At 42.6% G+C, this 25,574-nt stretch carries 23 protein-coding genes and 1 pseudogene; 8 read left to right on the forward strand and 16 right to left on the reverse strand.

Annotation, left to right across the window (positions count from 1 at the left end):
* Positions 1 to 48: 48 nt before the first annotated feature.
* Positions 49 to 1,629 (reverse strand): ABC transporter substrate-binding protein, encoded by a 1,581-nt coding sequence (locus ACESTK_RS15245; RefSeq protein WP_187565073.1) that lies wholly within the window; start codon positions 1,627 to 1,629, stop codon positions 49 to 51.
* Positions 1,630 to 1,727: 98 nt separating this feature from the next.
* On the opposite strand from ACESTK_RS15245, the gene ACESTK_RS15250 reads away from it, so the two are divergent.
* Positions 1,728 to 1,895 (forward strand): DUF6783 domain-containing protein, encoded by a 168-nt coding sequence (locus ACESTK_RS15250; protein ID WP_334284955.1) that lies wholly within the window; start codon positions 1,728 to 1,730, stop codon positions 1,893 to 1,895.
* Positions 1,896 to 2,213: 318 nt separating this feature from the next.
* On the opposite strand, the gene ACESTK_RS15255 is transcribed toward ACESTK_RS15250, so the two are convergent.
* The 7 genes from ACESTK_RS15255 to ACESTK_RS15285 form a co-directional block, all read right to left on the reverse strand.
* Entirely contained in the window at positions 2,214 to 2,975 is a 762-nt protein-coding gene (locus ACESTK_RS15255) for an ABC transporter ATP-binding protein (RefSeq protein WP_118578163.1), read from the reverse strand.
* Positions 2,972 to 3,766 (reverse strand): ABC transporter ATP-binding protein, encoded by a 795-nt coding sequence (locus ACESTK_RS15260; RefSeq protein WP_118578162.1) that lies wholly within the window; start codon positions 3,764 to 3,766, stop codon positions 2,972 to 2,974. Before ACESTK_RS15260 ends, ACESTK_RS15255 begins: the two co-directional genes overlap by 4 nt.
* A 123-nt stretch (positions 3,767 to 3,889) precedes the next feature.
* Positions 3,890 to 5,428: an ABC transporter substrate-binding protein gene (locus ACESTK_RS15265; RefSeq protein ID WP_373120168.1), complete on the reverse strand. Its 1,539-nt coding sequence runs from the start codon at positions 5,426 to 5,428 to the stop codon at positions 3,890 to 3,892.
* Positions 5,429 to 5,574: 146 nt separating this feature from the next.
* Positions 5,575 to 6,564 carry a nickel transporter permease gene (gene nikC, locus ACESTK_RS15270; protein ID WP_373120170.1) on the reverse strand — a complete coding sequence of 330 codons (990 nt, stop codon included), beginning with the start codon at positions 6,562 to 6,564 and terminating at the stop codon, positions 5,575 to 5,577.
* A complete protein-coding gene (gene nikB, locus ACESTK_RS15275) occupies positions 6,561 to 7,505 on the reverse strand; it encodes a nickel ABC transporter permease (protein WP_173716039.1) in 945 nt (314 codons plus the stop codon). The genes nikC and nikB overlap by 4 nt, the downstream gene beginning before the upstream one ends.
* Positions 7,506 to 7,733: 228 nt before the next feature.
* Positions 7,734 to 8,672, reverse strand: coding sequence for a LysR family transcriptional regulator (locus ACESTK_RS15280; protein ID WP_148461105.1), 939 nt, complete (start codon positions 8,670 to 8,672; stop codon positions 7,734 to 7,736).
* A gap of 57 nt (positions 8,673 to 8,729) precedes the next feature.
* Positions 8,730 to 8,849 (reverse strand): nucleotidyltransferase domain-containing protein, encoded by a 120-nt coding sequence (locus ACESTK_RS15285; protein ID WP_118578158.1) that lies wholly within the window; start codon positions 8,847 to 8,849, stop codon positions 8,730 to 8,732.
* A gap of 209 nt (positions 8,850 to 9,058) precedes the next feature.
* Between ACESTK_RS15285 and ACESTK_RS15290 the strand changes: the two genes are divergently transcribed.
* The 4 genes from ACESTK_RS15290 to ACESTK_RS15305 all read left to right on the forward strand — a co-directional run bounded on the left by ACESTK_RS15290 (position 9,059) and on the right by ACESTK_RS15305 (position 12,061).
* A complete protein-coding gene (locus ACESTK_RS15290; protein WP_373120171.1) occupies positions 9,059 to 9,919 on the forward strand; it encodes a transporter substrate-binding domain-containing protein in 861 nt (286 codons plus the stop codon).
* Between the two features lie 70 nt (positions 9,920 to 9,989).
* Positions 9,990 to 10,673, forward strand: coding sequence for an amino acid ABC transporter permease (locus ACESTK_RS15295; RefSeq protein WP_148461103.1), 684 nt, complete (start codon positions 9,990 to 9,992; stop codon positions 10,671 to 10,673).
* Positions 10,674 to 10,675: 2 nt separating this feature from the next.
* A complete protein-coding gene (locus tag ACESTK_RS15300; RefSeq protein WP_195991824.1) occupies positions 10,676 to 11,173 on the forward strand; it encodes a hypothetical protein in 498 nt (165 codons plus the stop codon).
* 141 nt (positions 11,174 to 11,314) lie between these two features.
* On the forward strand, positions 11,315 to 12,061 hold the full coding sequence (locus tag ACESTK_RS15305; RefSeq protein WP_187565077.1) for an amino acid ABC transporter ATP-binding protein: 747 nt from the start codon (positions 11,315 to 11,317) through the stop codon (positions 12,059 to 12,061).
* Positions 12,062 to 12,244: 183 nt separating this feature from the next.
* Here the strand turns inward: ACESTK_RS15305 and ACESTK_RS15310 are convergent, their stop codons facing one another.
* The 7 genes and pseudogenes from ACESTK_RS15310 to ACESTK_RS15340 form a co-directional block, all read right to left on the reverse strand.
* On the reverse strand, positions 12,245 to 14,077 hold the full coding sequence (locus tag ACESTK_RS15310; RefSeq protein WP_243243587.1) for a succinylglutamate desuccinylase/aspartoacylase family protein: 1,833 nt from the start codon (positions 14,075 to 14,077) through the stop codon (positions 12,245 to 12,247).
* 167 nt (positions 14,078 to 14,244) lie between these two features.
* Positions 14,245 to 15,105, reverse strand: a complete 861-nt coding sequence (locus ACESTK_RS15315; RefSeq protein WP_207664904.1) for a class I SAM-dependent methyltransferase — start codon at positions 15,103 to 15,105, stop codon at positions 14,245 to 14,247.
* 166 nt (positions 15,106 to 15,271) lie between these two features.
* Positions 15,272 to 15,793 (reverse strand): GNAT family N-acetyltransferase, encoded by a 522-nt coding sequence (locus ACESTK_RS15320; RefSeq protein ID WP_187565078.1) that lies wholly within the window; start codon positions 15,791 to 15,793, stop codon positions 15,272 to 15,274.
* A 185-nt stretch (positions 15,794 to 15,978) separates the two neighbouring features.
* Positions 15,979 to 16,998, reverse strand: a pseudogene (locus ACESTK_RS15325) (aldo/keto reductase).
* Positions 16,999 to 17,152: 154 nt separating this feature from the next.
* The gene (locus ACESTK_RS15330; protein ID WP_195700392.1) at positions 17,153 to 18,091 is read right to left on the reverse strand and encodes a hypothetical protein; all 939 of its coding nucleotides are present in this window, start codon (positions 18,089 to 18,091) and stop codon (positions 17,153 to 17,155) included.
* A 3-nt stretch (positions 18,092 to 18,094) separates the two neighbouring features.
* Positions 18,095 to 18,898 carry an ImmA/IrrE family metallo-endopeptidase gene (locus tag ACESTK_RS15335; protein WP_195700391.1) on the reverse strand — a complete coding sequence of 268 codons (804 nt, stop codon included), beginning with the start codon at positions 18,896 to 18,898 and terminating at the stop codon, positions 18,095 to 18,097.
* 3 nt (positions 18,899 to 18,901) lie between these two features.
* Complete coding sequence (locus ACESTK_RS15340; RefSeq protein ID WP_173718179.1) at positions 18,902 to 19,267, reverse strand: helix-turn-helix transcriptional regulator; 366 nt, start codon at positions 19,265 to 19,267, stop codon at positions 18,902 to 18,904.
* A gap of 350 nt (positions 19,268 to 19,617) precedes the next feature.
* Between ACESTK_RS15340 and ACESTK_RS15345 the strand changes: the two genes are divergently transcribed.
* The gene (locus ACESTK_RS15345) at positions 19,618 to 19,986 is read left to right on the forward strand and encodes a metal-dependent transcriptional regulator (protein ID WP_118578152.1); all 369 of its coding nucleotides are present in this window, start codon (positions 19,618 to 19,620) and stop codon (positions 19,984 to 19,986) included.
* Positions 19,987 to 20,154: 168 nt separating this feature from the next.
* Here ACESTK_RS15345 and glgB read toward each other — a convergent pair whose 3' ends face one another.
* Positions 20,155 to 21,936, reverse strand: coding sequence for a 1,4-alpha-glucan branching protein GlgB (gene glgB, locus ACESTK_RS15350; RefSeq protein WP_118578151.1), 1,782 nt, complete (start codon positions 21,934 to 21,936; stop codon positions 20,155 to 20,157).
* Positions 21,937 to 22,892: 956 nt separating this feature from the next.
* Between glgB and ACESTK_RS15355 the strand changes: the two genes are divergently transcribed.
* Complete coding sequence (locus ACESTK_RS15355; protein ID WP_173769348.1) at positions 22,893 to 23,441, forward strand: TetR/AcrR family transcriptional regulator; 549 nt, start codon at positions 22,893 to 22,895, stop codon at positions 23,439 to 23,441.
* A 113-nt stretch (positions 23,442 to 23,554) separates the two neighbouring features.
* Positions 23,555 to 25,492, forward strand: a complete 1,938-nt coding sequence (gene recQ / locus ACESTK_RS15360; RefSeq protein WP_373120173.1) for a DNA helicase RecQ — start codon at positions 23,555 to 23,557, stop codon at positions 25,490 to 25,492.
* Positions 25,493 to 25,574 lie beyond the last annotated feature (82 nt).

Below are 25,574 nucleotides of genomic sequence, written 5' to 3' on the forward strand. Positions count from 1 at the left end.
ACTCTTCATACCTGATACAAGTACAAAAAGCATTCCTTATTGCTTTCTTTATTCCCACTCCCACTGGTCAACATTGTTTACAATAGACCAGCCATGGCCATGAGGATGTAATTTCTGATCTGCCACTTTCAGACCATCACGTACAAAATAAAGATGATCAATATTGCACAGCCAGATCCACGGAATATCCCCTTCCTGTGTAATTCCTGTGGTTCCGTCCCACTGGGCTTTTTTCCAGAGATCGTAGGATTCTTCCAGGTTGCTGCTTGCAAGTGCTTCGTCCATGTATTTGTCAACTGTCTCATTTGCATATGGAGAATATTCCGCACTTCCGGTATCTTTGATGGTGTGATAAATATTGTAAAGCTCCATAGGGCTATGTGCTCCCCATCCCCATATAAGCGGTTCTGACTGTGCCTGATCGTAGGCGGTATCCCAGCCAACACCAGAAGTAGTTACATCAATTCCAAGCTCACGCAGCTGATTCGCAGAGTCTTCTGCAAGTGCCTGGCGCACAGAATCTCCATTTGAAAACATAATGGTAAGCTCTGCTTTTTCCCCATCTTTTTCTCTTATTCCGTCATCGCCTTCTATCCAGCCTGCTTCTTCCATCAGAGCCTTCGCTGCATCAAGGTCATACTCTGTAACAGCCTCCTCGTTGTACCATGGCATTTTGTCGCAAACACTATAGGCTACTGTTCCATAACCATTGAGTACATTTTTGATCATCTCTTCCCGGTCAATAGCAAGATTAATTGCACGTCGTACCTTCACATCGGAAGTCAGACTGTTTCCATATGTGATACCGTCTTTTTCTTCTGGTTCTGTACAAGGAAGATTAAAGCCACGGTTATCCACAGTTGCCACACTCAGGAGTTCATACCCGTCAATTTCCTGGTCACTGTAAGAGGCTGCTGTGTGAGCTACATCTACCTGTCCGGACATTGCCGCTGCCATGGCTGCATCTTCTTCCATAAACAGCACCGTCAGTTTTTTGATCTTTGGTTCTTCTCCGTAGTAATCCGGGTTTGCTTCAAAAATAACCTGCTGTCCTTTGTCCCACTGCTTCATAATATAACGTCCGGAACCAATTGGATTCTGTCCATAATTTTCATCATAGGCATGCTCTGGTACGATTCCCACAATTGCCATGGTGTATGGCCAAATGGAATATGGCTCATTCATATGAAACTCTACCGTCGTATCGTCCACTGCAACCGCTTCCTTCAACATGGTAAAATCGTTTACAGAGCTTTCATCGCGACAGGTATTAAAGGTAAAAGCAACATCAGAGGCGGTCAATGGCTCCCCATCTGTAAACTTCACATCATCACGGATTTTTACAGTCCAGGTAAGACCATCGTCACTGCAGGAATACTCTGTAGCAAGGTCATTTTCAATTCCAAGGTCCTTGGTGGTACGAACCAGGGTGCTCTGGATCAATGGCTCATGAACATGCTCTCCGGCTCCCCATCCGTAAGCCGGATCAAAACCGGATTCCGGTTCTGATGTGGTTGGCATTGTAACTACCACAGACTGATCCTCCGCACCCGCATAAACATTCCCGGCTGGTACAGCCAGCAGCATGGCCGCTGTACATAATAAACTGATTACTTTCTTGATTTTCATAGCAGTTCTCCCTCTTGTTTTTATTATCAGCAGAAATATTATTTTCTGAAGATTACTGACTCTTTTTTCTCCATCCCTTATTTCTTCTCAGAGCGTGTCTGAAAAAGGCTTTCTGCAAGATGCACATCACAATTTGTGGAGATTTTTCCCGAATCCGGGTGAAATATACCGCAAAGTGGGGCGTGCAGACTGCGGAATTTTTTTCAAATACGCTCCAGATAAGAAAGGCAGTTATAAGCTTTTGTCCTATAACTGTCTTTCTATAGAAGGTCTGTATTTACATGTAATAATGAGTGGAGGTGTTACATGTAACTATGTATAAAAATTCGCATTTCAGGCGTTTTCTGCCTTGCTGCTGAAACCTATTGTACCAGAATCAACAGGTATCACAAGCTCCCCAGGGGGATATTTACCCATTCCCATTTTGCATATTTTTCTGCTTTTATGGAATATCTTACAAGGAAATTTCAAGAAAAAAAAATCCTGCTTGCAGGATTCTCCGACTGCGGCGGGTTGCCTCGAACGGCAACTCCCCTTTCATCGCAGTGCAATCCTGCCCGGCAGGGCTTTCTTCTGTGCTTATTTTACTCAAATACTGCATCCACCAGCTTCTTTGTATACGCCTCTTTCGGCTCATTGATAATATCATCCGGCTTCCCGCTCTCCACCACTTTTCCGTCATACAGAACCAGCACCTTATCGCAGAAGCTCTGTACAAGTGCAAGATTATGGCAGATAAATATAAAGGATAAGCCATGTGTATCCTTCAGCTCTTCCAGAAGCTCCATGATCTGCTTCTGAATGGTCACATCCAGTGAGCTGGTAGCTTCATCGCAGATCAGCACCTTCGGTTCCACTGCCAGTGCCCTTGCAATTGCAGCTCTCTGGCACTGTCCTCCACTGACCTCATGTGGATATCTTTTAGCCAGTTCTTCTTCAAGTCCGCACTGTTCCAGCAGTTCTTTCACCCTTATTGCGATATCGGCCTTCTTCATGCCGCGATTTCGAAGGCTCTCTCCGATTCCGTCTCCCAAAGTTCTTCTCGGGTCAAAGGAACCTGCCGGATTCTGAAAAACCATCTGGATATTTCCATATACGTCCCTCAACTGGCTCTGTTTCAATTTCGTAATGTCTTTTCCCTGGAATTTCAAAGTACCATCTGTAATATCCGTCAGCCTTGTGATCATCTTCGCCAGTGTACTTTTTCCGGAGCCGGATTCGCCAACGATTCCAAGTGTTTCTCCTGCCTGTAAAGAAAAACTTACGTCATCCACAGCTTTAAAAGGCTCTTTTCCCCTCTGCGCAAATACCTTCGTTAAGTGTTCAGCTTCCAAAAGTGTGTTCATGATCTTTCCTTTCTCTTAAGCCTTGGAACTGCTGCCAGCAGCTTCTTCGTATAGGGATCCTGTGGATGGTTCAACACCTTTTTTGCCTCTCCATATTCCACCATTTTTCCATTCTTCAGAACCAGAACGGTATCCGCCATTGCCCGAACTACACCAATATCGTGGGTTACAATTATAATTGCTGTTCCAAACAATTCCCTGAGCTTTAACATTTCTCTTACTACCTGACGCTGAACCGATACATCCAGTGCACTTGTAGGTTCGTCTGCCAAAAGAATCGGTGGATTCATCAGCATGGAAATGGCAATCCCTGCTCTCTGATTCATTCCACCGGATAATTCAAAGGGATAGCTGTCCCACACGCGCTGGCTGTCTTTAAAATTCAGCTTTTCAAACAATTCCATGGCACGATCCTTTGCTTCATTTCTGCTCACTTTCTTATGGGCGCGCATACTCTCATAAATCTGGTCACCAATCGTACGGATAGGGCAAAGAGAGGCTCCTGCATCCTGAAAAATCATGCCGATTCCTGCTCCCCGGATTTTTCTTTTTTCCTTCTCTGAAATATCCAGAATATTCTGTCCCATATAACAGATGTCGCCTCTGGTTACCAGGCCTCCTGAACCAAGAAGTCCCATAGCAGCTTTGATCAGTGTACTTTTACCACTTCCGGATTCTCCTACAAGCCCCAGGATTTCGCCCGGTGTGAGTGAGAAGCTTACATCATGGACTACCGCTTCCCCGTCAAAGGATATCTCCACCGAATCATAGGTCAGTATTTTATTCTCCATTGTCGCGCAAACTCCTCCTTGATATCCAAAAAATATTTCTGCCAGCTGCCTGTATTATCCATACATGGCAGCTGGCTCTCATTTACACCATAGGCAGGTCAAACTCACAAAGCGTATTTTTCCTTAGTTAATATCCAGATCTGCTGTCAACTCATAGTAATCACAAGGATGGGACACAAGACCGGTTACATTTGACTGCATGATCATGCTCATTTTAAGATGAGAACAGAACACATAAGCGTTGTCGTCCAGAACGGTCTGCTGCATCTGAATTCCCAGTTCGGAACGTTTTTCCACATCAAATTCTTTTCCCATCTCTTTTGCAAGCTCTTCCAGCTTATCACTGTGATAATGTCCATTATTGGAAACAGAGTTATCCAGAGCACAGGTTGTGAAGAAATACTCCGGATCTCCTGTTGGGGCTGTTACCATGGCACTTGCGTATACGTCCCACTGCGCAGGATCTTTGCGGATGGTATTGCTGTCAGATGTGCAGTTAACCTGAACATCCATACCAATCTCTTTCAGAGTTGCCTGGGCTGATTCTGCCAGCAGCGGAAGCTCCTGACGGCTTGGATAGGTAAGCCAGCGGATTACAAGCTTCTCGCCATCCTTTTCACGAATTCCGTCACCATCTGAATCAACCCAGCCTGCATCCTCCAGAACCTTTTTGGCTCCATCCGGATCATTGCTCTCTGTAGTCAGATTCTGTCCGCCAAATGAAAAAGTATCCGGGAATGCACCAACTGCCGGATATCCGTATCCATTCAGAAGTACGGATACGAAGCTCTCTTTGTCAATTCCCATGGCAATTGCCTTGCGGACTGCCGGATCAGAAGTTACCGTACTTTCAAAATTCATCCATGCATAGAATGCGCGGCTTGTTGCAGCACTGGAGAACGTAAAATCATCATTCTCAAATAAAGGATAGCTTGCATATGCCATACCATAGGCAGCATTGATTTCACCTGCCTGAAGTGCAAATGCCAGTGTATCACCATCGGAAATGGTGCGAACAGTGATTTCATCTACCTTTACATCACCGTTCCAATAGTTTTCATTTTTTACAAGTGTAAGATGATCGTCCGTTACCAGATCTGTAGCCACATAAGGGCCTGTACCGATTACAATTCCATTGTCCGTAATTCCAGCCTGTACATCAATAATGCAGCCATAGGGATCACTTAAATAGTTAATCAGTGCCGGTTTCGGCTCTGTAGTCTTAATGATAACCACATTTCCATCTGCCTCAATACTGTCAATGCAAAGGTCACCCGCTGCTCTTTCATGATTTTCAACCAGAGACTCCAGGCTTTCCTTTACCGCCTGTCCATCACAGACACGCCCATTGGAAAATACAACACCATCGTTCAAAGTAATTTTCCAGGTCAGCTCATCTACATTTTCATATTCTTTGGCAATCCATGGTTCAATTTCCATGGTATCAGAATAGCGGAACAGGGTTTCGCCGACACCATAGCGGATGCAGGCCCAGCCGGCGTAGGTGTTCTGTGGATTGATATCCGCTTCTTCATTCTCCGCATTAAAGGTGGTATCACCAAATACAAATGTTTTCTTATCTTCCGCCATTGCGGGCACTGTAGTTAATCCCATTGTCATACAGACAGCCAGTGCAATTCCAAGAATCCTCTTTGTTTTCATTTACATTCCTCCTCGTGTTTATTCATACTCTTATATTTAACATGCTTTTTTCCAAAGCTTACATATTTCATTTCCGCTTTGCCAGCACAAAAGAGTCCAAAATTGTGTTTTGGAAGCCGCGTATTTCAGCCTCTGACTGTCTCGCATCACTTGATCCGGCTATTCTTCGGATCCAGGTAATCCCGGACGGTATCTCCCAGCAGATTAAAAATAACCACCGATATAAAAATCGCAATTCCCGGCGACAGAACCATCCATGGATATGTCTGGATCATACTTCGTCCACCGCTCATCATGCTTCCCCACTCAGCCATTGGAATCTGCGCTCCAAGACCCAGAAAGGAAAGTCCTGCAAGCTCCATCATCATGGTTCCAATATCCAGCATAGCTGTTACCAGAACCGGTCCGATCATATTGGGAAGAACATGTCTAACAAGGATCTGAGCAGAGCTGTCCCCAGCCAATATCGCCGCATGGATGTAAGGTTCCTCTTTCAAAGCCAGTGTCTGACTTCTGGCTATACGTGAATACTTTGGCCAGCTGACCACTGCCAGCGCAATAATAGCATTTTGGATACCTCCCCCAAGAATGGCCGCGATCGCCATTGCAAACACCAGCCCTGGAAATGCCAGACAGACATCAGAAATTCTCATCATAACAGAATCCAGAATTCCGCCATAATAGCCACAGCATAATCCCACAATCGTACCAAAAATGGAAATCACAGCCACCAGTATAAAAGTGGAAAAAATACTGGCTCTTGCTCCGCTGATCACCCGGGACAGCATATCCCTGCCATAAGTATCTGTCCCCATTGGATGCTGAAGACTGGGTGCCTGAAGGGCGCTGGAAAGATCCTGGGCGTAAGGGTCATAAGGACAGAGATGGTCTGAAAAAACTGCCAGGACTACAAGACAGACAGCCAGAACGCTGAAAATTATCAGCTTTTGTTTTATATGAATCTTTCTAATCCTCTGCACACGCACGGTTACGTGCTTTCCATTATCTGTGCTTTGCCCATTTTTCAGCACTACACTTTCTTTTTGACATCTACCTTGTTCTTTCTTACCCATCTTTACCAGTATTTTACTTTCCGTTTTCTTTTCTGGCACTTCGTCCATTTTTTTTACACTCACTGCTTCGCACCTCCCAGACGGATTCTCGGATCAAGGAACCGGTAAGACAGGTCTGTGAGCAGATTCACCAGCACATAAATGATCGCCATCCACATAACATACGCCTGAATAATGGGATAATCGCGCATGGAAATAGCATCTACTGCCATTTTTCCAACACCGTCCCACATGAAGATGGACTCCACAATTGCCGTACCGCCAAGGAGGTTTCCCACTGACAGCATTAACAGGGTAATGACCGTAACCAGGGATGCTTTCATAATACTTTTCCATAAGGTAACAGAAAACTTCACCCCACGGGCACGGGCGCCTGCTACATAATCCTTACTCAGCTCATCTAACACAGTAGCCCTTACCTGCCGCAGATATTTCGCAGACATGGCAATGGCCAGGGTTATGGCCGGCATTGCAACACTTTTCAGACTCACATCCTTGGCAATAACAGGGAAAATCCTGACCCGGATTGCAAGAAAATACATAAGCAAAAGTGATACAAAGAAATTAGGAAGACTGTTTCCTATAAAACTGCAGAAACGAATCAAGTAATCAGCAATTGTATTCTGCTTCACCGCAGACAAAATTCCCAAAGGAATCGAAATAATAATAGTAAGCAGAATGGAAGTAGCCGTAAGAAGCAGGGTTGCCGGCAGTTTTGATATAAAAGTATCAAAGACCGAAACTCCTGATACATAGCTGTTTCCCATATCTCCACGCAGCAGTTTTCCAAGCCATACAAAATACTGGGTTAAAAATGGCTTATCCAGCCCCAGCTCTTCTCTTGCCGCATCCAGTGCAGCTTCTGACACTACCCCTCCTGTATTCTCCATTTTCCGCGTTACAACATCACTTCCTGCAATACGCATCATTCCATAAGAAAGAAAAGTAATTGCAAACAGAATGGGAATCAGCTGAAGGATACGTTTGATTGCATATTTTTTCATTTAATTGTCTCCATTCCATACTGTACAAGTAGGTTTTTACTCATTCTTTCATCCCTTGGTGTAGTTTAGCAAAATAAAAAACAGCCTACAACCCGCCCAGGGGGTTATAAGCTATTCTTATTTGGAATATATTTTTAATTTTTAGGAATACCTTTTCTCTATTTATGCAGACCGGCACACGTTCCTTTAGCCGATTCTGCTTCCGTTTTTCTTTTATCCCTCTCATATTCAGCTGCCATTCTCCAGCTTCAATTTTTCCCTTAAAAATCCCAGCAATTCCTCCATCAGCTCATCCGTCTCGTCATTCTTTCTTCTGATGTATCCGAAAACCACCTTATTCTTTTTGAATTCCAGCGGAATGCCTTTGTTTGCTGCCTTTTTATCATTGGAAAGATAACTGCCGCTGATATTGCAAAGTCCGGTCTCTTTCAGCATCTTTTCCATAATGTAGTCGCTGTTTGTAATAATGGAAACATTCAGATTTTCCCAGCTGAACACACTACGTTTTTCTTTCTCTCCCAATTCCAGAAACTCATCACGGAAGTTCTGGATAAATCGGAAGTTCTTCATCGCTTCCATATTTACGGTCTGTGCATTCTCTCTGTCAGCTGCTTCCTGATCCAATATATTCAACTTTCCCGGATAAAATGTCGCCGTACTTTCCTGCATAACGGTAAAAACCAGCTTGTTTTTCGCCAGCTCATACTGGAATTCCTTTTTTTGCTGTTCCATCACGTATACAAAGCCAATATCTGAAAGGTAATCCCGAACACGTTCCATGACCGTGCGCACACCGGCTGTATAGATTTCAAAATGATAATCCTTGTCATAATTTTCCTTATAAAACTCCACAAACTGATTCGTAAACCAGGAACTGGGATTCAATGAAATCCGTAGATATTTTGCCATATTCCCATGGCTCATCTCTTCCAGTATCCGGGAATCATTTATGATCCTGCACGCATATCGGTATGCCTCCCGGCCTTTCGCCGTAAGCGCAATTCCCCTTGGCATACGCTCAAACAATACAATTCCCATTTCCTCCTCCAGCGCTTTGATTGCCTTGCTCACACTGGGCTGGGTTGTATAAAGCAGCTTGGCAGCCTCGCTGATAGAGCCAGTTTCAGCACACACTATAAAATATTTCAGTTGCTTCAGATCTAACATAGCTATTCCCTCTCCGGCGAAAACTTCAGTCTTTTTACATCTGCTTTCGTTCTGTTTTTATGTTTCCTCATCTACATCCAGCGCAAATCTGCAAAAATCCCCTCCACTGACTGCAAGATCAATGTCACTCGTCCTTTTGAAATCTCCACGCGCCCTTGATCCAAAGAGAATTATCAAGCCTCACTCCCACCAGATTTCTTTCTTCCACTTTACCATATCTTCCTATTAAGTCAAGCTGTGTACTTTCAATTTAAGCAGGTTATAGGAATTTCCTATAGCCAGCTATCTTTATTCCATATTAGACAAGACCAGATTTCTATGCTATCATTCAATCCATATTAATCCTAGTTACTAAATAGGAAACAAAATAAGAGGAGGATACAATTATGAGAAAAAGCATCTTGACTTTAGGAATTGCAGCAGTATTAACAGGAGTTCTGGCAACATGCAGCATGACCTACGCAGCTGATGACGAGCTTGCACAGATTCAGGAATCAGGAAAACTGAAAGTCGGTGTGGAAGGAACCTATCCTCCATACACCTATCATGACGACAACGGAGAGCTTACCGGATTTGACGTGGAGGTAGCAAAGGCAATTGCAGACAAGCTTGGTGTGGAAGCAGATTTCACAGAATCTGACTGGGATTCCCTTCTTGCAGGAATCGACAGTGGACGTCTTGATACAGTTATCAATGCAGTAAGTATCACACCTGAGCGTGAAGAGAAATACGATTTCGCAGGACCATATTTCTACATCACACAGCAGATCGTAGTAGCCAAGGACAATGATGATATCGTAGATATGGCTTCCCTGGATGGCAAAAAAGTAGCAAACACTGCTACAACCGCTTACCTTGATATTCTGGAAGACGCCGGTGCATCTCTTGTACAGATCAGCACAGCTGACGAAGCGGTTTCCCTGATTGAATCCGGACGTGCCGACTTCACAACCTTTAACTCTGTTGTATTCAATGAATACCTTCAGCAGCACCCGGATGCAAATCTGAAAGTTGCTTTCGTAATCCCGGACGTTGTGGATACCTACGCTGTCCCGATCAAGAAAGGGGAAACAGCTTTATATGATGCAGTTCAGAACGCTATTGACGAACTGAAAGAAGACGGAACTTTAAGCAAGCTTTCTGAGGATTACTTCGGCACAGACTTCACACAGCCACAGGATGAAAATACAGCAAATACAGACACCGCTTCTGAGGATGCAACAACAGAAAGCACTGATGAAAACTAATTACTTTTCCACAGCTGTTGTCCAGAACAACAGACAATCATCCAACAATTGAAAGTAAAAGGAAACAATTATGAGTGAACGTTTAGCAGGGATTCTGGTATCTTCTTTCACCAGGATTCTCATACCCGGAATAAAAGTTACAATCCCCCTTACCTTATTATCCTTTGTTTTTGGCTGCATCATCGCCCTTTTTCTGGCCCTGGTACAGATTGCCAATGTAAAAGGACTGAAGCAGTTCGCAAGATTTTACATATGGGTCTTCCGCGGAACCCCACTTATTGTACAGCTGTTCATCATCTTCTTTGGCCTGCCGTCTGTAGGAATTATCCTGGACGCTTTTCCATCCGCTGTGATCGCCTTTGCCCTGAACCTTGGCGCTTACAACGCTGAGATTTTCCGATCTGCGATCCAGGCGGTACCAGAAGGACAGACAGAAGCTGCTTATATGGTGGGTCTGAGTTACCGCCAGACCATGACCAGGATTGTAATGCCCCAGGCATTCCGAATCGCTTTTCCACCACTGTTTAACTCACTGATCGGACTTACCAAGGACACTTCCCTTGCCTCCAGTATCACAGTTGTGGAGCTGTTCACCACCGCACAGCAGATTGCCGCCAGAACCTACGAGCCCTTCGCCCTGTACTGCGAGGCTGCTGTTATTTACCTTATGATCTGTACCGTACTTACATGGGTACAAAACTATTTTGAGAAAAAGCTGGTATGGAATGCTCCTGCGCCAGTGAAAGGAGAATAATCATGTCTTATATTTCAAAAATTGACCCGGAAACAGCAGGCGAAAAAGAGAAAGAAGTAATCAGGGACCATCTTGCACAAGGATACAGGCTCACTAATGAAAAGCTTACTCTTCTCCATAATGCAGAAGCCTTTAAAGCCATTGAAGACAGCTCCTACTCCCTCGACCGGGAACTGCAGAGACTGATTGGAAAAAGAGCCGGTGACTTCTTTGAATATGCAATTTCCGAAGAAAATGACTGCCTGGTATGCAGTACTTATTTCAGAAAGCTTCTGAAAGATAATGGTATTGATTTCGACAATTTTCAATTTACAAAGAAGGAAGAATTACTTATTTCTTTTGGCCGCGCTCTTGCAAAAGATCCGAAAAACATTCCGGATGAAATCTATACTGAATTAAAAGAAGAATTCACAGAAGAAGAAATCGTAGTTATCACAGCTATGGGTGTGCTGATGGTTGCCAATAACTACTTTAATGATATTTTAAAGATCGAAGTATAATCAATGTCGCCTTCGGCAGCATCACCATATGTGAACAACTCGTATTTTATATCATTTGCTACAGAAGAAAGACTTTTAAGTTTCTTCATAATACCCTGTTATCAATTACCAAATTTCTATATAAGAATGTGAGAAAAAAATATGCTGGAAGTAAAAAATATCCATAAAAAATTCGGGACAAACGAAGTATTAAAAGGTGTTGATTTCAAAGTTGAAAAAGGTTCTGTGATCGCAGTTCTGGGAAACAGCGGTTCTGGAAAGACAACCCTTCTCCGCTGTATCAGCTTTCTGGAGCAGGCAGATAAAGGAGAAATCACCTTCGATGATTTCCACAAAGATATCACTGCTGTTACCAGGAAAGAGATCCGGCAGTTACGAATGAAAATGGGCTTTGTCTTCCAGGGATACAATCTTTTCCGCAACAAAACAGCACTTGACAATGTACTGGAGGGTCTTACCATTGCCCGTAAGAATTCTCCGGAAGAAGCGAAGAAAAAAGCTATGGAAATGCTGGAAAAAGTAGGCATGGCAGACCGCGCCAGCTTCTATCCGGACCAGCTTTCCGGTGGGCAGCAACAGCGTGTAGCTATCGCAAGAGCCATCGCCTACAATCCGGAAGTAGTTCTCTTCGACGAACCAACCTCCGCCCTTGACCCAAGACTTACCGGCGAGGTTCTGGATGTTATGAGAAAGCTTGCCGACGAAGGAACCACCATGGTCGTAGTCACCCACGAAATGGATTTTGCCAGAAAAGTTGCCAACTGGGTAGTCTACATGGAGGACGGTGTTATCGTAGAAGAGGGACCATCCAAAGAGTTCTTCTCACAGCCCAAGAGTGAGAAAACGATGGCATTTCTCCATATGACAAGTTCGGATTATGTGATTTGATAACTTTCTTTTATTTTGATATCCCTTTTTCCAAAAAATGTGCCTGGGAAATAAATTCCGGGCACATTTTTATGTCACCATATATTTTTCAGGCTTGTATAACTATGATACCTGCGGATTGTTTCGTCCGTTGCACTCCCATAACCTACTCAATTCGCATATCGTGAAGCATACGCTCCGCTTTTATGCTTTCTTTGCTGCAATGGCAAACATCGGAGTTGGATTATAAAATTCATCCTTCTCTTTATAAACCCGTCTGCTCAACCCCAGATCAATGGAAATCTGCTCCATTCCTGTTTTTCCAAGCTCTTCCACGTCCCAGGCAGGGCGGAGGTAGGAGCTGATAGGGAGCTGATGTTTGATATCTTCACACTCCTGCATCAGGGAATTACCAAGCTGGTTGTGGGCGTGATTTTCCGGGAGATCGGAGGTTTCAGCAAAGTTTGTAGCACCGTAATTGGCGTCAAAATTCAGGAGAAGTCCACCTGGTTTTAACACTCTTGTCCACTCCTTATAGGCCTGTGCTGCTTCTGGTAAGGTCCAGGTCAGGTTCCTGGAAATGACTACATCGAAGCTTTCGTCCTGAAAGCTTAAATGCTCTGCATCCATCACCTGGAAGTCACAGCTTACCTGCTCTTCTTTGGCAAGAATCCGGGAGTTTGCAATCATGTCCGGAGTAAGATCTGTACCGGTTACATGGTGCCCCTGTTTTGCAAGAAGGATGGTAAAAAAGCCGGTTCCGCAGCCCACGTCTAAGATTCTAAGCTTACCATTATCAGTCTCTTTTTCCTTAATTTCTATGACTGCTTCTTTTCTTTCTTTGCTTTCATTCTCAATTACAGGTTCTGTATTTTTTCCGTTATTCAAATATTTTTTATCGGTAAGTTTCTGAGCTTTTTCTTCAGAACTTAACGCCTTTTGGGGCAGATATTTCTCAATTTCTTCCAGCCATCTACCAGCTAATGGACTATGTAATTCTGCTCTTCTCTGCTCCAGGAAACTGTCGCTTCGCTTTGTCCAGTAAGCTGCAATCTTCTCTTTTCGGTCGTCTTCCTCGTAGCTGATCCGACCGTAAGCTACCATCGGACCATCCTTAATCACCTGTAGGGAACCAGTCTGATACAGGATTACTCCGTCACCATAGGAGGTACAGGTTTCCAGAATATTGTCCTCATAATCCTTTACATATCCAAGGATTTCCCCTTCTGTAAACAGGTCTCCTGCCTTCTTCTGGGGATACCAGAGTCCCGTATAAGAGGCGGATTGATACTGCACATCCGTTACATTTAACGGATAATATTTCCGCATACTTCTATGTCCGTCATAAATACCAAGGAACCGTAAAATACTGCGTACATCACGTTTCATAGAACGCACTTCCTCAGTCTCCCAGGCTCCCATTCCGCCCCGCTCCAGAAGCACGGAAGGGATGCCGCAGGATGCTGCATAATTATAGCTTCCTCCCGATGATACCTCAGATTTTACCATGTAAGGAACATCCACCTGCTCTGCCATCTGACGGGAAATTTTCATCACTTCCGGGGCTGCTTTGCCTGCATAATATACATAGGGAGTCAGCTTCTCATAGTCATCACCACTGTGAAGATCAATATAAAAATCTGCCACCTTCTGCAGCTCTTCAACTACTGCATAAGCCAGTTTTTCGTATTCAGTACCTTCTTTTTTTCCTGGAAAAAGGCGGTTCAGATTCTCACCTGTCGCCCTGCAAAGAGAACCGTGGCGGTTTTCAAATTCTTCCTTTGCCACTACCTTTACAATAATCACTGTTCCTGTCATTTTCTCAATTTTCAGGTCTCTTCCAAGCTCTACTGCACTCTGTATTCCCACATATTCGCCAGCGTGGATACCAGCTGTAATGAGAGCTGTTTTACCTGGTTTTTCGCCTCTGACAATTGTTGTAGGAAGAGAAAATTCTCCATTACCAATGGAAACAAAACCATGGATACGCTGCCCTGGTGCGGCACTTAAGCCGCCTATATTTATTATTTCACTCATTATTTTCTACCTTTTCCAATAATATCTTTACAAATAATTTTCCTTACGATCCAATAAAAACTTATCCTATTCTTCAAATACTCTAATACTTCATTCTTACAACCAACACCGCTTTACTTATCTTTAAATTCGTACAAATTTCTGTATATCACTGATAATATCTTTTTCTATTTTACAGCCTCCACCATAAACATGGGTGTAGATCCATAATTCAGCTTCTCTTCCTCGCTCCATACCTGCTGCCAGATGTCCTCATTCACCTGAATCTGCGCTGCTCCAAGCGCTTCCAGTACCTTCACATCCCATCCCGGACGCTTGGTCTCCGACAACGGAACCTGCAGAGCAATTTTCTCCATTCGGTCAATATCTGTGCACAGATAATGGTCATCCAGGCTTCCTTTTTCCACATTTTTACGGTCGTTCTCGTAAGCCTCACGCTTCTTATCATCATAGAGATATCCATACCAGTTGGCATCAAAATTCAAAAGCTTTCCACCTTTTTTCAGCACCCGAAGCCACTCTTTATAAGCCATTTCCGGATGGGGTAGATTCCAGGTAAGATTTCTTGAAATAATCACATCAAAGCTCTCGTCCTCAAATTCCAGAGCCTGGGCATCCATTCTTTTAAATTCAATATTCCGGCTCTTTTCTCCGATAAATTTCGCTGCATTTTCTGCAGCCTTTTCCAGCATTCCCGGAGTGTAATCTATGGCTGTTACATGATATCCTGCTTCCGCAAGAATCATAGGGAAAAAGCCTGGACCTGTGCCGATATCCAGAATTCTCAGGTGGTCCTTATATTTGTCTGTATGTTGTTTTTCGGAAAATTCTTCTTCGAAAACTTCTTTTTCCACAGAATTGTTTTCTGAATCCTCATTTTTCCCAGACCTTTTTCCCCAAAATCCGCGTTCCAGAGTCTCCAGCCATGCCTTTTTCTGCATCCCATTCAACTCTTTTTCATTCACCTCAGAATACCCCTCCGTCCGGGTACTCCAGTAACTCTCTATTTCATCCAGTAATTTATCCACTTGTAATTCCTCCGCATTAAACTCTAATGTTAAAATTTTATCAAAACCAGTTTTCTTCCGCAAGCCCCCCGGGGGGATGGAACTCTATATAAAAAAGCAGACAAATCTGTATCTCTACAAACTCGCCTGCTCTCTTTTCTTTTTTCCTAAAAGGGAATTTCAACTATTACAAGTGCTTCTCCAACAATACCAGCTGCACATCCGGTATCCCGTTAAATTCTGTAGGCACAATCCCAATTTCCTTATATCCAAGCTTCTTATACAGCCCTCTTGCAACGGCATTTCTTGCATTAGTATCCATTCGAAGCTCCGGACAGCCATGGCTTAAAGCGTAATCCTCATAGAACTTTACAAACTTCTTTCCATAGCCTTTTCCAGAAGCGGAAGGGGAAACTACCAGAGTGTGAAGGACGCAAACCTCCTCATCCCTGGCTGCGAATTCCCAATCGCCTTCTGCATAAGAATCCACCTGCGCTTTATTGATTCTGGCCGCTCCCAGGAGCTTACCTGCATCCTCCAGAACAAACAAGTCCTTGGCATCTAATGCGGCCTGTGCCGTAGCTCTTGTAGGATACACACCACGGATCCAGCCAATGGTCTGCTGACCTGTTTCTTCTGCCGTATGAATGTCATTGTAAAGCTGTTCCACTGATACAAGGTCAGCCTGTGTTCCCTTTCGAATTATCATTTTCTGTCCCTCGCCTTATGCAAAATATAATTGTTTTTCTTCGTCTCGTAAAAAGCCCTATCTGCTTCTTTGTAATACTGTTCATAACTGTCAGGCTACTGGATATATCTGGGATTTCATGCTTGTTATCTAATACATCGAATATTAAGTAACCACCATATTGACTTGTCTGTATATTGGTATCGTTATTTACGAAACGATGTACTGGCTGTATTTTCAGCCGCAATTTCATCAATTCTCACAAGCTCTTCCTCCGTAAATGGTGCACAGTGGATTGCTTTTATGTTATCAAGGATCTGCTGTGGTCGTGATGCTCCAATGAGTACACTGGTCACCTCCTGCTGTGCAAGCAGCCAGCCAAGAGCCATCTCCGAAAGCTTCTCGCCACGCCCTGCAGCCATATCATTCAGCTCCCGGATCTGTAGCAAACGCTCTGGAGTCAGATTGCTTTCCTTCAAGAATCTGCCATCGGTACGAATTCTGCTGTCCTCCGGAATGCCATTAAGATAGCGGTCTGTAAGCTGCCCCTGTGCAAGAGGACTGAAAGTGATCAGACCTTTTTTCAGAATTCCTGTGGTCTTTTTTAGTCCATTTTTCTCCACAGTTCTGTCAAAAATAGAATAACGATTCTGATTAATTACAAAAGGACAATGCATTTCCTACAAAATCGACGCTGCCTGTGAAAGTGTTTTTCCATCGTAATTGGAAAGTCCCACATACAGGGCTTTTCCGCTCTGCACTGCACTGGCCAGCGCTCCCATGGTCTCTTCCAGAGGGGTCTCCGGGTCCATTCTATGATGGTAAAGAATATCTACATATTCCAGTCCCATACGCTTCAGGCTCTGGTCAAGACTTGCCAGAAGATACTTGCGGCTGCCCCAGTTCCCATAAGGACCATCCCACATTTCATATCCTGCCTTGGTAGTAATGATCAGCTCGTCCCTGTATTTTCCCAGATCTTCTTTCAGAATCCTGCCGAAATTAATCTCTGCACTCCCCGGCTCCGGTCCATAATTATTGGCCAGATCGAACTGTGTGATTCCGTTGTCAAACGCAGTAAAACACAGCTGTCTCATATTCTCAAATTTAGACGTATCTCCAAAATTATGCCACAGTCCAAGCGACACCTTCGGCAGCATAAGTCCGCTGTCACCGCAACGGTTGTATTCCATTGTGGTGTAACGTTCCTTTGAAGCAATGTACATAATAAAAACCTCCCTGAAAACGATCATTAGTTTTAATATACTACCCGGAAAATGATTTGTCATTGGAAAATATGACTGTTTATGCCTTTTTTTCAAACGGGCATTATCCTATTCTGGATCCACAGCCTACCAATTACATTTCCCAGAGCTTTTCTCAAAAAATAATATTAATCCCATTTGGCTCCATTATTTTCCCTACTAACGCTTCACTTGGCATGGATATGCTCACATTAATATCAAAATCATACGCCGTTGTTCCCATAACAACTATATTTCCAGAGGTTCCTTGAGATATAATATTTACCATCTCATTTTCAGATATTTCTATTTGCTCCTGAAACATATGCTGAACCACTTTAGGAGTACTAAACAATATAATCTTTGCCCCTCTGTTCTGTACGTTTGTTCTTTTTACTGCGGAATCAATTTTTGATGCTGCACCTTTATCATCTGTCAGTACACATATTTTCCCATCTACGATTCCAGGAAGATGTGACAGTATATGTACGCATATCGCAATAAGTTCTTCCCCTAAATTATCCGCATGTTCTTTGTTTTCTCTCACTGTGGCAAAAAATCTACGATATATATCAGACTGTCTTAAATTTTTCCCTTCAAGCACTTCTGCTGTAAGTTTCTCGTCATTTTTCAACGTTTCTGTTATTGTACTAACCGGAGATTTTACCATTCTCACAGCCCAGGATAAATACTCATTTATTCTTTCATTTGTAGAAAAGCATTCTGAAAGAATGTCATATGTATATTCTTCATTAAATATCACAACCTTAATTTCTGCCTCAGCCATTTTTTTTATGAATGCAATATATTCTTCTGCTAAACTATGCCTGTCTGATGCAAGCTCCATCAAAATACATTTCGTGATAAATACCACTGTTCCATGTATTTTATAATAATTCATCAATACTTTTATCTCTTTATCCGGCAAATGAGAATGCTTTTGAAACGAGCATGCATCATAAAAAATAACTCTTTGAGCCAGATAGAAAATTTTCTTTATGCCATTAATCTCTTTTTCAACAAAAGTACCTATCTCATTAAAATTATCGGGAGTTTCCGTATATGTAGTTGGCATATCTTACTCCCTCCTTATTTTCTGGTATAGTTCACGCATATTATGAAGAACTTTATCTAATGTACGCTCATTTATATATCCATCCTCGACATATTTTTTTCCAAACTTCTTAACTATAGCTTCTACGTGCAGATAATCATCTTTTTTTGATGGTTCCATTATGGCCTCGTCCAACCAAAGATCAGCTAATTTTTGTTTAATCTGGGTACGATCATGATTAAGTAATCCTTCTGTAACTGCATTTCCAGCTATCAATCTCAATTCAAGGCATCTAATCAAAACTGCCATAAATGGAACTTCATAATATGCCATTAATCGGATAATTGTATCTACTTCATTACTGTCAGATTCTTCTTTAAATTTCAAATACATTCTTCTAAAACTTATCTCTGGCATTAACAACATCCCAGCAAAAAGATTTGCAGCATATTCTTCCTCATGTTCATAATAATGATCGTCTGAAAATTCTACCTTTGAAACAAATTCATTTTCGCCCCAGAAAACATGATAAATTTCATGTGATATAGCAAAATTCGTATTCACCTTAGGTAAAGAAGTGTTAATTACAACATACCCTAATCCATCACCTTTATAACACAAAGCGCCTATTTCATCATCGGCAAAAGGTATTTCCAAAACCAGAAATCCTTTTTTCTGAAAAGAGGACCGCACAATTTGCAGAACATTAAGAAGATCACTATCATATTCAATCCCGGCAAATGAACAGAATCTTTTTATCATAGAGTAGATTTCGTCATGATTTTTATCACTATATGCAATGATTTTTCGTAAACGCTCTATATTCATCACTTAACTCCTCGCTATATTTTCAAAACGACTGTTTGCACTGATTACTTCATCAATATTTTCCATTAATTCCACTAACTGCTTGGCGATCTGCTCTTGTTTCTTGGAAGGTTCTCCAGCATAAAATGCAATTTTATTCATTGAAGAACTTCCGACCTGTGAAATGCTCATAGATTCTTTCAAAAAAAATCCAATACTTTTCCCAAGTCCACGTGCAATCTTCTCCATATCTGTACCGCTTTCTTCTTGTGAACCAGTCAATAAACGCGACATTTTATTCTTATCTATACCTGTAACCATGCTTAGATAAGATTGCTTAATCTTCATTTCTGATAAATATTTATTCACGTTGCTTATAAACTTCGTCATGGCTCTCAACTCCTTGGCTCTCTTTTTACCTTTTAATATTTTATTCTATGTACCTAATATTATACTTCTCTCTTTATATAATGCAACCATTTCATCTCAAATTTTAAGATTTTTATTTGTTGTATTTTAGATATAGCATTTATTTCTTCCATAATTTCATTCTTATTTTCTCAAATTTTGATATTTGCTATATATTGTAAAAATCATATCTGTTCTCTTCATAAACAATAAACAGATCTGAACTACGCTTTTTCTTCTGCAAAAAATAATTGCCCTAATCGGTAAACTATGGTATTCTATAGGTAATATACGTGTACTGCTACACACGCAAAAAATTGAGGTGATCTATCGTGAAATCTAATGAATCCGCTGAGAACTATCTGGAAACCATTCTTATTCTCAGCAAAAAGAAACCTGTTGTGCGTTCCGTTGATATTGCTGATGAGCTTGGATTTAAGAAATCAAGTGTCAGTGTTGCTATGAAGAACCTTCGTGAAAAGAACCATATCACTGTCACTCCAGAAGGATATATTTATCTTACCGAATCCGGACAGAAGATTGCAGATATGATTTATGAGCGACATGAATTTTTGTCCTCCTGGCTGATCAGTCTGGGTGTTGATCCGGAAACTGCAACCTCCGATGCATGCCGTATCGAGCATGTCATCAGTCCAGAGAGTTTTACCGCTATCAAGGAGCATCTCTCTCCTGGTAAATAAATTATACGCATTGCGTTTTTGCATTGCATTTTCCTACAATTACAGAAGCTCATTGACTGCTGTACGCAGCAATCATAAAGACCTGTACTCCAGATAAAACCAATGACAAGGTTCCATCATTGTAGAATTTTATCCGGATACAGGTCTTTTTTATTTATATACTTTTCCTTATTTCACCAGATAATATCTGGCAGAAAATGGTCCCATTTTAAATACTGCTTTTCCGCCTGTAATTACCTTTTCTTTTTTCGTGTAGCGCTTTTTACCGCCATATTTCACCATATCACTTGCAAGGAGAAGCTCATATCCGTCATAATCTTTTTCCAAAGTGTATTCCTGGATTTCGTCGGAGAAATTGAACACAGCCAAAATTTTCTGATCCCCACTGATTCTTTCAAACAGATACATGCACTTCTGCTCCTGATGGCAATCCACCCATGAGAAACCATCCTGGCTGAAATCTCTCTGGGAAAAAGCACTGTTCTTCAGATAGCATTGGTTCAGATCTGCCATGAATTTATGAAATGCTTCATGAACAGGGAATTTCAGCAAAATCCAGTCCAACTCATCCTTTTCGCACCATTCTTTCAGCTGTGCCAGCTCATTTCCCATGAAATTCAGCTTTGCACCCGGGTGCGCATACATATACATATAGAAAGCTCTTGCCTGTGGAAATTTCCCGTCATAACCACCGTTCATCTTCTGGGCGATGGTTGCCTTTCCGTGGACAACCTCATCATGGGACAGCGGCAGGATATAGCGCTCATTGTAAAAATACATCATAGAGAATGTCAGCTTGTGATATTTTTCCTGTCTTTCTTTTGCATCTGCCTGAAAATAAGACAGAGTATCATGCATCCATCCAAGATCCCATTTGTAATCAAATCCAAGTCCGCCCTCCCATACCGGCTTTGTCACACCCTGATAGGGAGTGGAATCCTCGGCAAAAAGGAGGCAGTCAGGGATTCTTTCCTTTAAGCCCTGATTCATGGTACGGATAAATTTCAGAGCTGCCAGGTTTTCTCCACGGCTTGCGTCCCCCTGCCAGTAAATCAGATTTCCTACTGCGTCCATGCGAAGGCCATCGAAATGGAATTCATTCATCCAGTAATAGGCAGAGGACTGCAGAAAACTGCAAACTTCTCCTCTGGAATGCATAAAATTGCAGCTTCCCCATTCGTTGCGGCCAACTGCCATGTTTGGATATTCATAAAGGGCTGTTCCGTCATATTCTGCCAACGCATAATCATTCACTGCAAAATGCACTGGAACAAAGTCCAGAATGACCCCAATTCCAGCCTGGTGGCACTGGTCTACAAATGCTTTCAGTTCTTCCGGCTTACCATAGCGGGAGGTTGGACTGAAATATCCTGTATCCTGATATCCCCAGGATTCGTCGCATGGGTACTCACAGAGAGGCATGATCTCCACATAATTATAGCCGTGTTCCTTCAAATAGGTGATAAGGATCGGTGCCAGTTCCTCATAGGTGTACCAGTCTTCCTGTCCTTCGCCTCGTTTTTTCCAGGAGCCAAAATGCATTTCATAAATGTTTACTGGTTTGTCGTAGCTTGCTTTGCGGTTTTTCAGCCATTTGCTGTCGCCAAATTCATAACCGCCAAGAGCATAGGTCTTTGAAGCAGTGCCTGGACGCATCTCGCTATAAAAAGCATAGGGGTCTGCGTGGTCCACGAAGGAGCCGTCCTGACGGTAAATTCTGTATTTATACATCAGGTCAGAGCCTACATCATTTATGGTACATTCCCAGAAATTGCCATCATGAACGCGGTTCATAGGAGTCTCTGTCCAGCCGTTGAACTCACCAATTACAGATACTCGCTGCGCTGCCGGGGCAAATGTACGGAAGGTGGTTCCGCCATCCCATACGTGAGCACCAAGGTACTGATATGCTTCAAATTCTTTTCCTGTATAAAAGTTGTAAAAATCCATGTTTTTGCTCTCCCATTCATTATAAAAAGATATTAGACAGTAGTTGTTTTTCTCTGTATAATAAGTATAATTGTGTAAATGAAAAATTGCTACCGACGAAAAACGACATTAGTTGGATTTCCAACGTTTTTTGAAATGTGTCGGATTTCTTTATAACCTATTTAGTGTGTTGAAAGTTGTTCAAGGCGGACGCACTCGGACAATGGTGATTGCTCACTCGCCGGCGCAACGCTCCAGCGAACTAACTGCTAACTGCGACTAAATCGTTCAGGAGAGCCTTCACGATTAAGTCGACCTAAGCAGTGGATTTCGCCTACGCTAAAACCGCGCCTGAAATGGCTCGCTGGAGCAATCACCATTGCCCGAATGCTGTGTACTGGCTGGACTTATTTGTACATAGTAACTTTCAACAGGTGGGGTGGGTGAGTGATTGGTTTCCCTATACTGTATCGGAAACGAAAGTTTATGGGAATCTTGCCGAAAATTAGCGGCTTTTATAATTTCTATGAAGTATTTGCACATTCTTAGGGCTGTTTTGCAAACAAAGAACTTGACATATTATTTTATGTGTCTTCGATACCCCATTTAGATGGTTGATACTTCGCAGCTTTATTGGTTTTACCTAATCTATCATTGGCAAGAAAGTTTCGGGAAAACAATCACTCCCCCTCCCCTCGTTAAAAGTTCCTAAATAACCTCAGTTCCAGCCGACACACAGCATTTGGGCAATGTGTATTACTTCAGCGAGCCATTTCAGGCGCGTTCTTAGCGTAAGCGAAATCCAGCGCTTACGTAGACTTATGCGTGAGGGCTCTCCCGAACGCATTAGTCGCAGTTAGCGATTAGTTCGCTGGAGCGTTGCGCCGGCGAGTGAGTAATACACATTGTCCAAATGCGTCCGCATTGAAGAACTTTTAATCAACTAAATAGCAAATTAAAATAAAGGATAACGCTATATGGATATTAGAATTGAAAAAACCAGACAGAGTATTATAAATGCTTTTATAGAGCTGCGTTCTCATAAGGAACTTGAGAGGATTACGATTAAGGAATTGTGTGAGAAAGCGCAGATCAATAAATCTACATTTTATGCACATTATCAGGATATTTATCATCTCTCGGATACATTGGAAACGGAAGTTGTGGTATCAATTATGGAGAATCTCACTCATCCGGAGAGAGTGCTGGAGGATACTGCTTTTTTTTCCAGGGAACTGTTCATGGGGTTTCTGGCAAAGGATTCGCTGATCGGGATTTTGTTTTCGGGAAGCAGGAGTAAATGCCTGGTGCAGAAAATTGAAGTTGCTTTAAAGGAGCTGGTGTTTAGAGCTTACCCTCAATATCGGGAAGACAAGGACATTAATATTATGCTCACTTACATTCTATATGGATGTTATTATGCGTTTTATGAAAACCGAAAATATGGAGATGTGCCAGTGCTTTCCAGTATTACAGAACTTACAGGCAAGACGGCGCAGGCAGCATTAAAAATGATAAAAAAATAAAAGCCCCTCAATGCACGCAACATTAAATATGATAAAAACTAAAAGCACCCTCGAAGTGTGCAACTTTGCAACTACTAAACAGTCACCTATTTTCATCGCAGGAGGTCAATAAATTGACAACAAACAATTCGAATATACAAGAAATAAATTCTGGTACTCCACCAGTATCTCCCTTACAAATTTTAAAAACTTACTTCGGATATGATTCCTTCCGGGAAGGACAAGGAGAAATTATAGATACCATTTTAAGTGGAAGAGATGCTCTGGCAATTATGCCGACAGGGGCCGGAAAATCCCTTTGTTATCAAGTTCCAGCGCTGCTTTTGCCAGGAATTACATTGGTGGTTTCACCGCTGATCTCACTTATGCAGGATCAGGTGAAATCTCTGAATGAAGCAGGAATTCACGCGGCTTATATTAATTCCTCACTGACTGAGGGACAGATTAATAAGGCTCTTTCTTTCGCTGCGCGAGGTGTCTATAAGATTATTTACGTAGCACCAGAACGACTGGAAACAGCTTCATTTCTAAGTTTCGCGCTACATACTCCTATCTCCATGGTAACTGTAGACGAGGCCCACTGTATCTCCCAATGGGGACAGGATTTCCGTCCAAGTTACTTAAAAATCATAGATTTTGTGGAACAGCTGCCTGGCAATCCGATCATCAGTGCCTTCACTGCCACCGCAACAGAAGTGGTAAAAAATGACATTGCAAGGATCCTGAAACTGAAGAATCCCAACGTTGTTGTCACTGGTTTTGACAGAGAAAATCTCTATTATCAAGTGGAACATCTCACTGGAAAGCAGAAGGACATCTTTATCCAAAATTACATAGAAACCCACCCAAACGAAAGCGGAATCATCTACTGTGCCACCAGAAAAAACGTGGATACTTTGTATGAGAAATTATTGAAACAAGGCGTCTCTGTAACCCGTTACCACGCTGGAATGAGCAACGATATCCGCAAAAAAAGTCAGGATGATTTCATCTATGACCGCGCTCAGGTTGTGATTGCCACCAATGCTTTTGGCATGGGAATCGACAAATCCAATGTGCGTTTCGTCATCCACTACAACATGCCTCAGAGCATGGAAAACTATTACCAGGAAGCTGGCCGCGCAGGACGTGATGGTGAACCTGCAAAATGTATCCTTCTCTTTTCCACTCAGGATGTGATGATCAGCAAACTCCTTCTTGGAAGCAAAGACTTCGAAGGTATGGATTTTCAGGAAATTGAACAGGTAAAACATCAGGATTCCCGCCGTCTCCAACTTATGGAAGGCTACTGTATGACCACCTCCTGCCTGCGCAATTACATCCTGGAATACTTCGGAGAAACCACACATCAGCCTTGTGATAATTGCGGCAACTGCCACCAGGAATTTGAAGAACTGGATATGACCCTGGATGCCAAATGGGTAGTCGGCTGCATCACCGAAATGCGCGGCCGCTATGGCCAGGCTCTTGTAATCGGCACCCTCCTGGGCTCCAAAAAAGCCCGTCTGAAGGACATTGGCGCCACCTCCTACAACTGCTATGGTCAGTTAGAAAACCGCACCGAAGCCGACCTACGGCTCCTTATTAGCCAGATGATCCGTATGGGTTATATCACCCAGACAGAAGGAGAATACAGTGTTTTAAAAGCAGGAAATATTGCAGATTTACAAAATAAAAATACAAAGATCATAATAAAGAAATTCAAAGAAAAAGAGAAAATATCAACCACAAAGAAACACAAAACTCCATTCAAAAAGGACAGTTTTTCCGCTTCCACCGAAAACTCATCCACTGATTCCACCGCCACAAACTCCAGCCACAATTCTGCCCTTTTTGAAGCCTTACGTCAGCTCCGTCTCCAGATTGCCAAGGAAGAATCTGTCCCTCCCTACATCGTCTTCACCGACAGAACCCTTATCGATATGTGCAGTAAACTTCCTCAGAATGAGGATGAAATGCTCAATGTATCCGGTGTAGGACAAAACAAACTTAAGAAATACGGCCAACGATTTTTACAGGAAATTTCCGCATTTCAGTCTGCTGATCACTAGACATCATTGCTATTTAGTTGATTAAAAGTTCTTTAATGCGGACGCATTTGGACAATGTGTATTACTCACTCGCCGGCGCAAC

Source organism: Ruminococcus sp. Marseille-P328 (assembly GCF_964249465.1).
GTDB classification, from domain to species: Bacteria; Bacillota; Clostridia; order Lachnospirales; family Lachnospiraceae; genus Blautia_A; species Blautia_A faecis.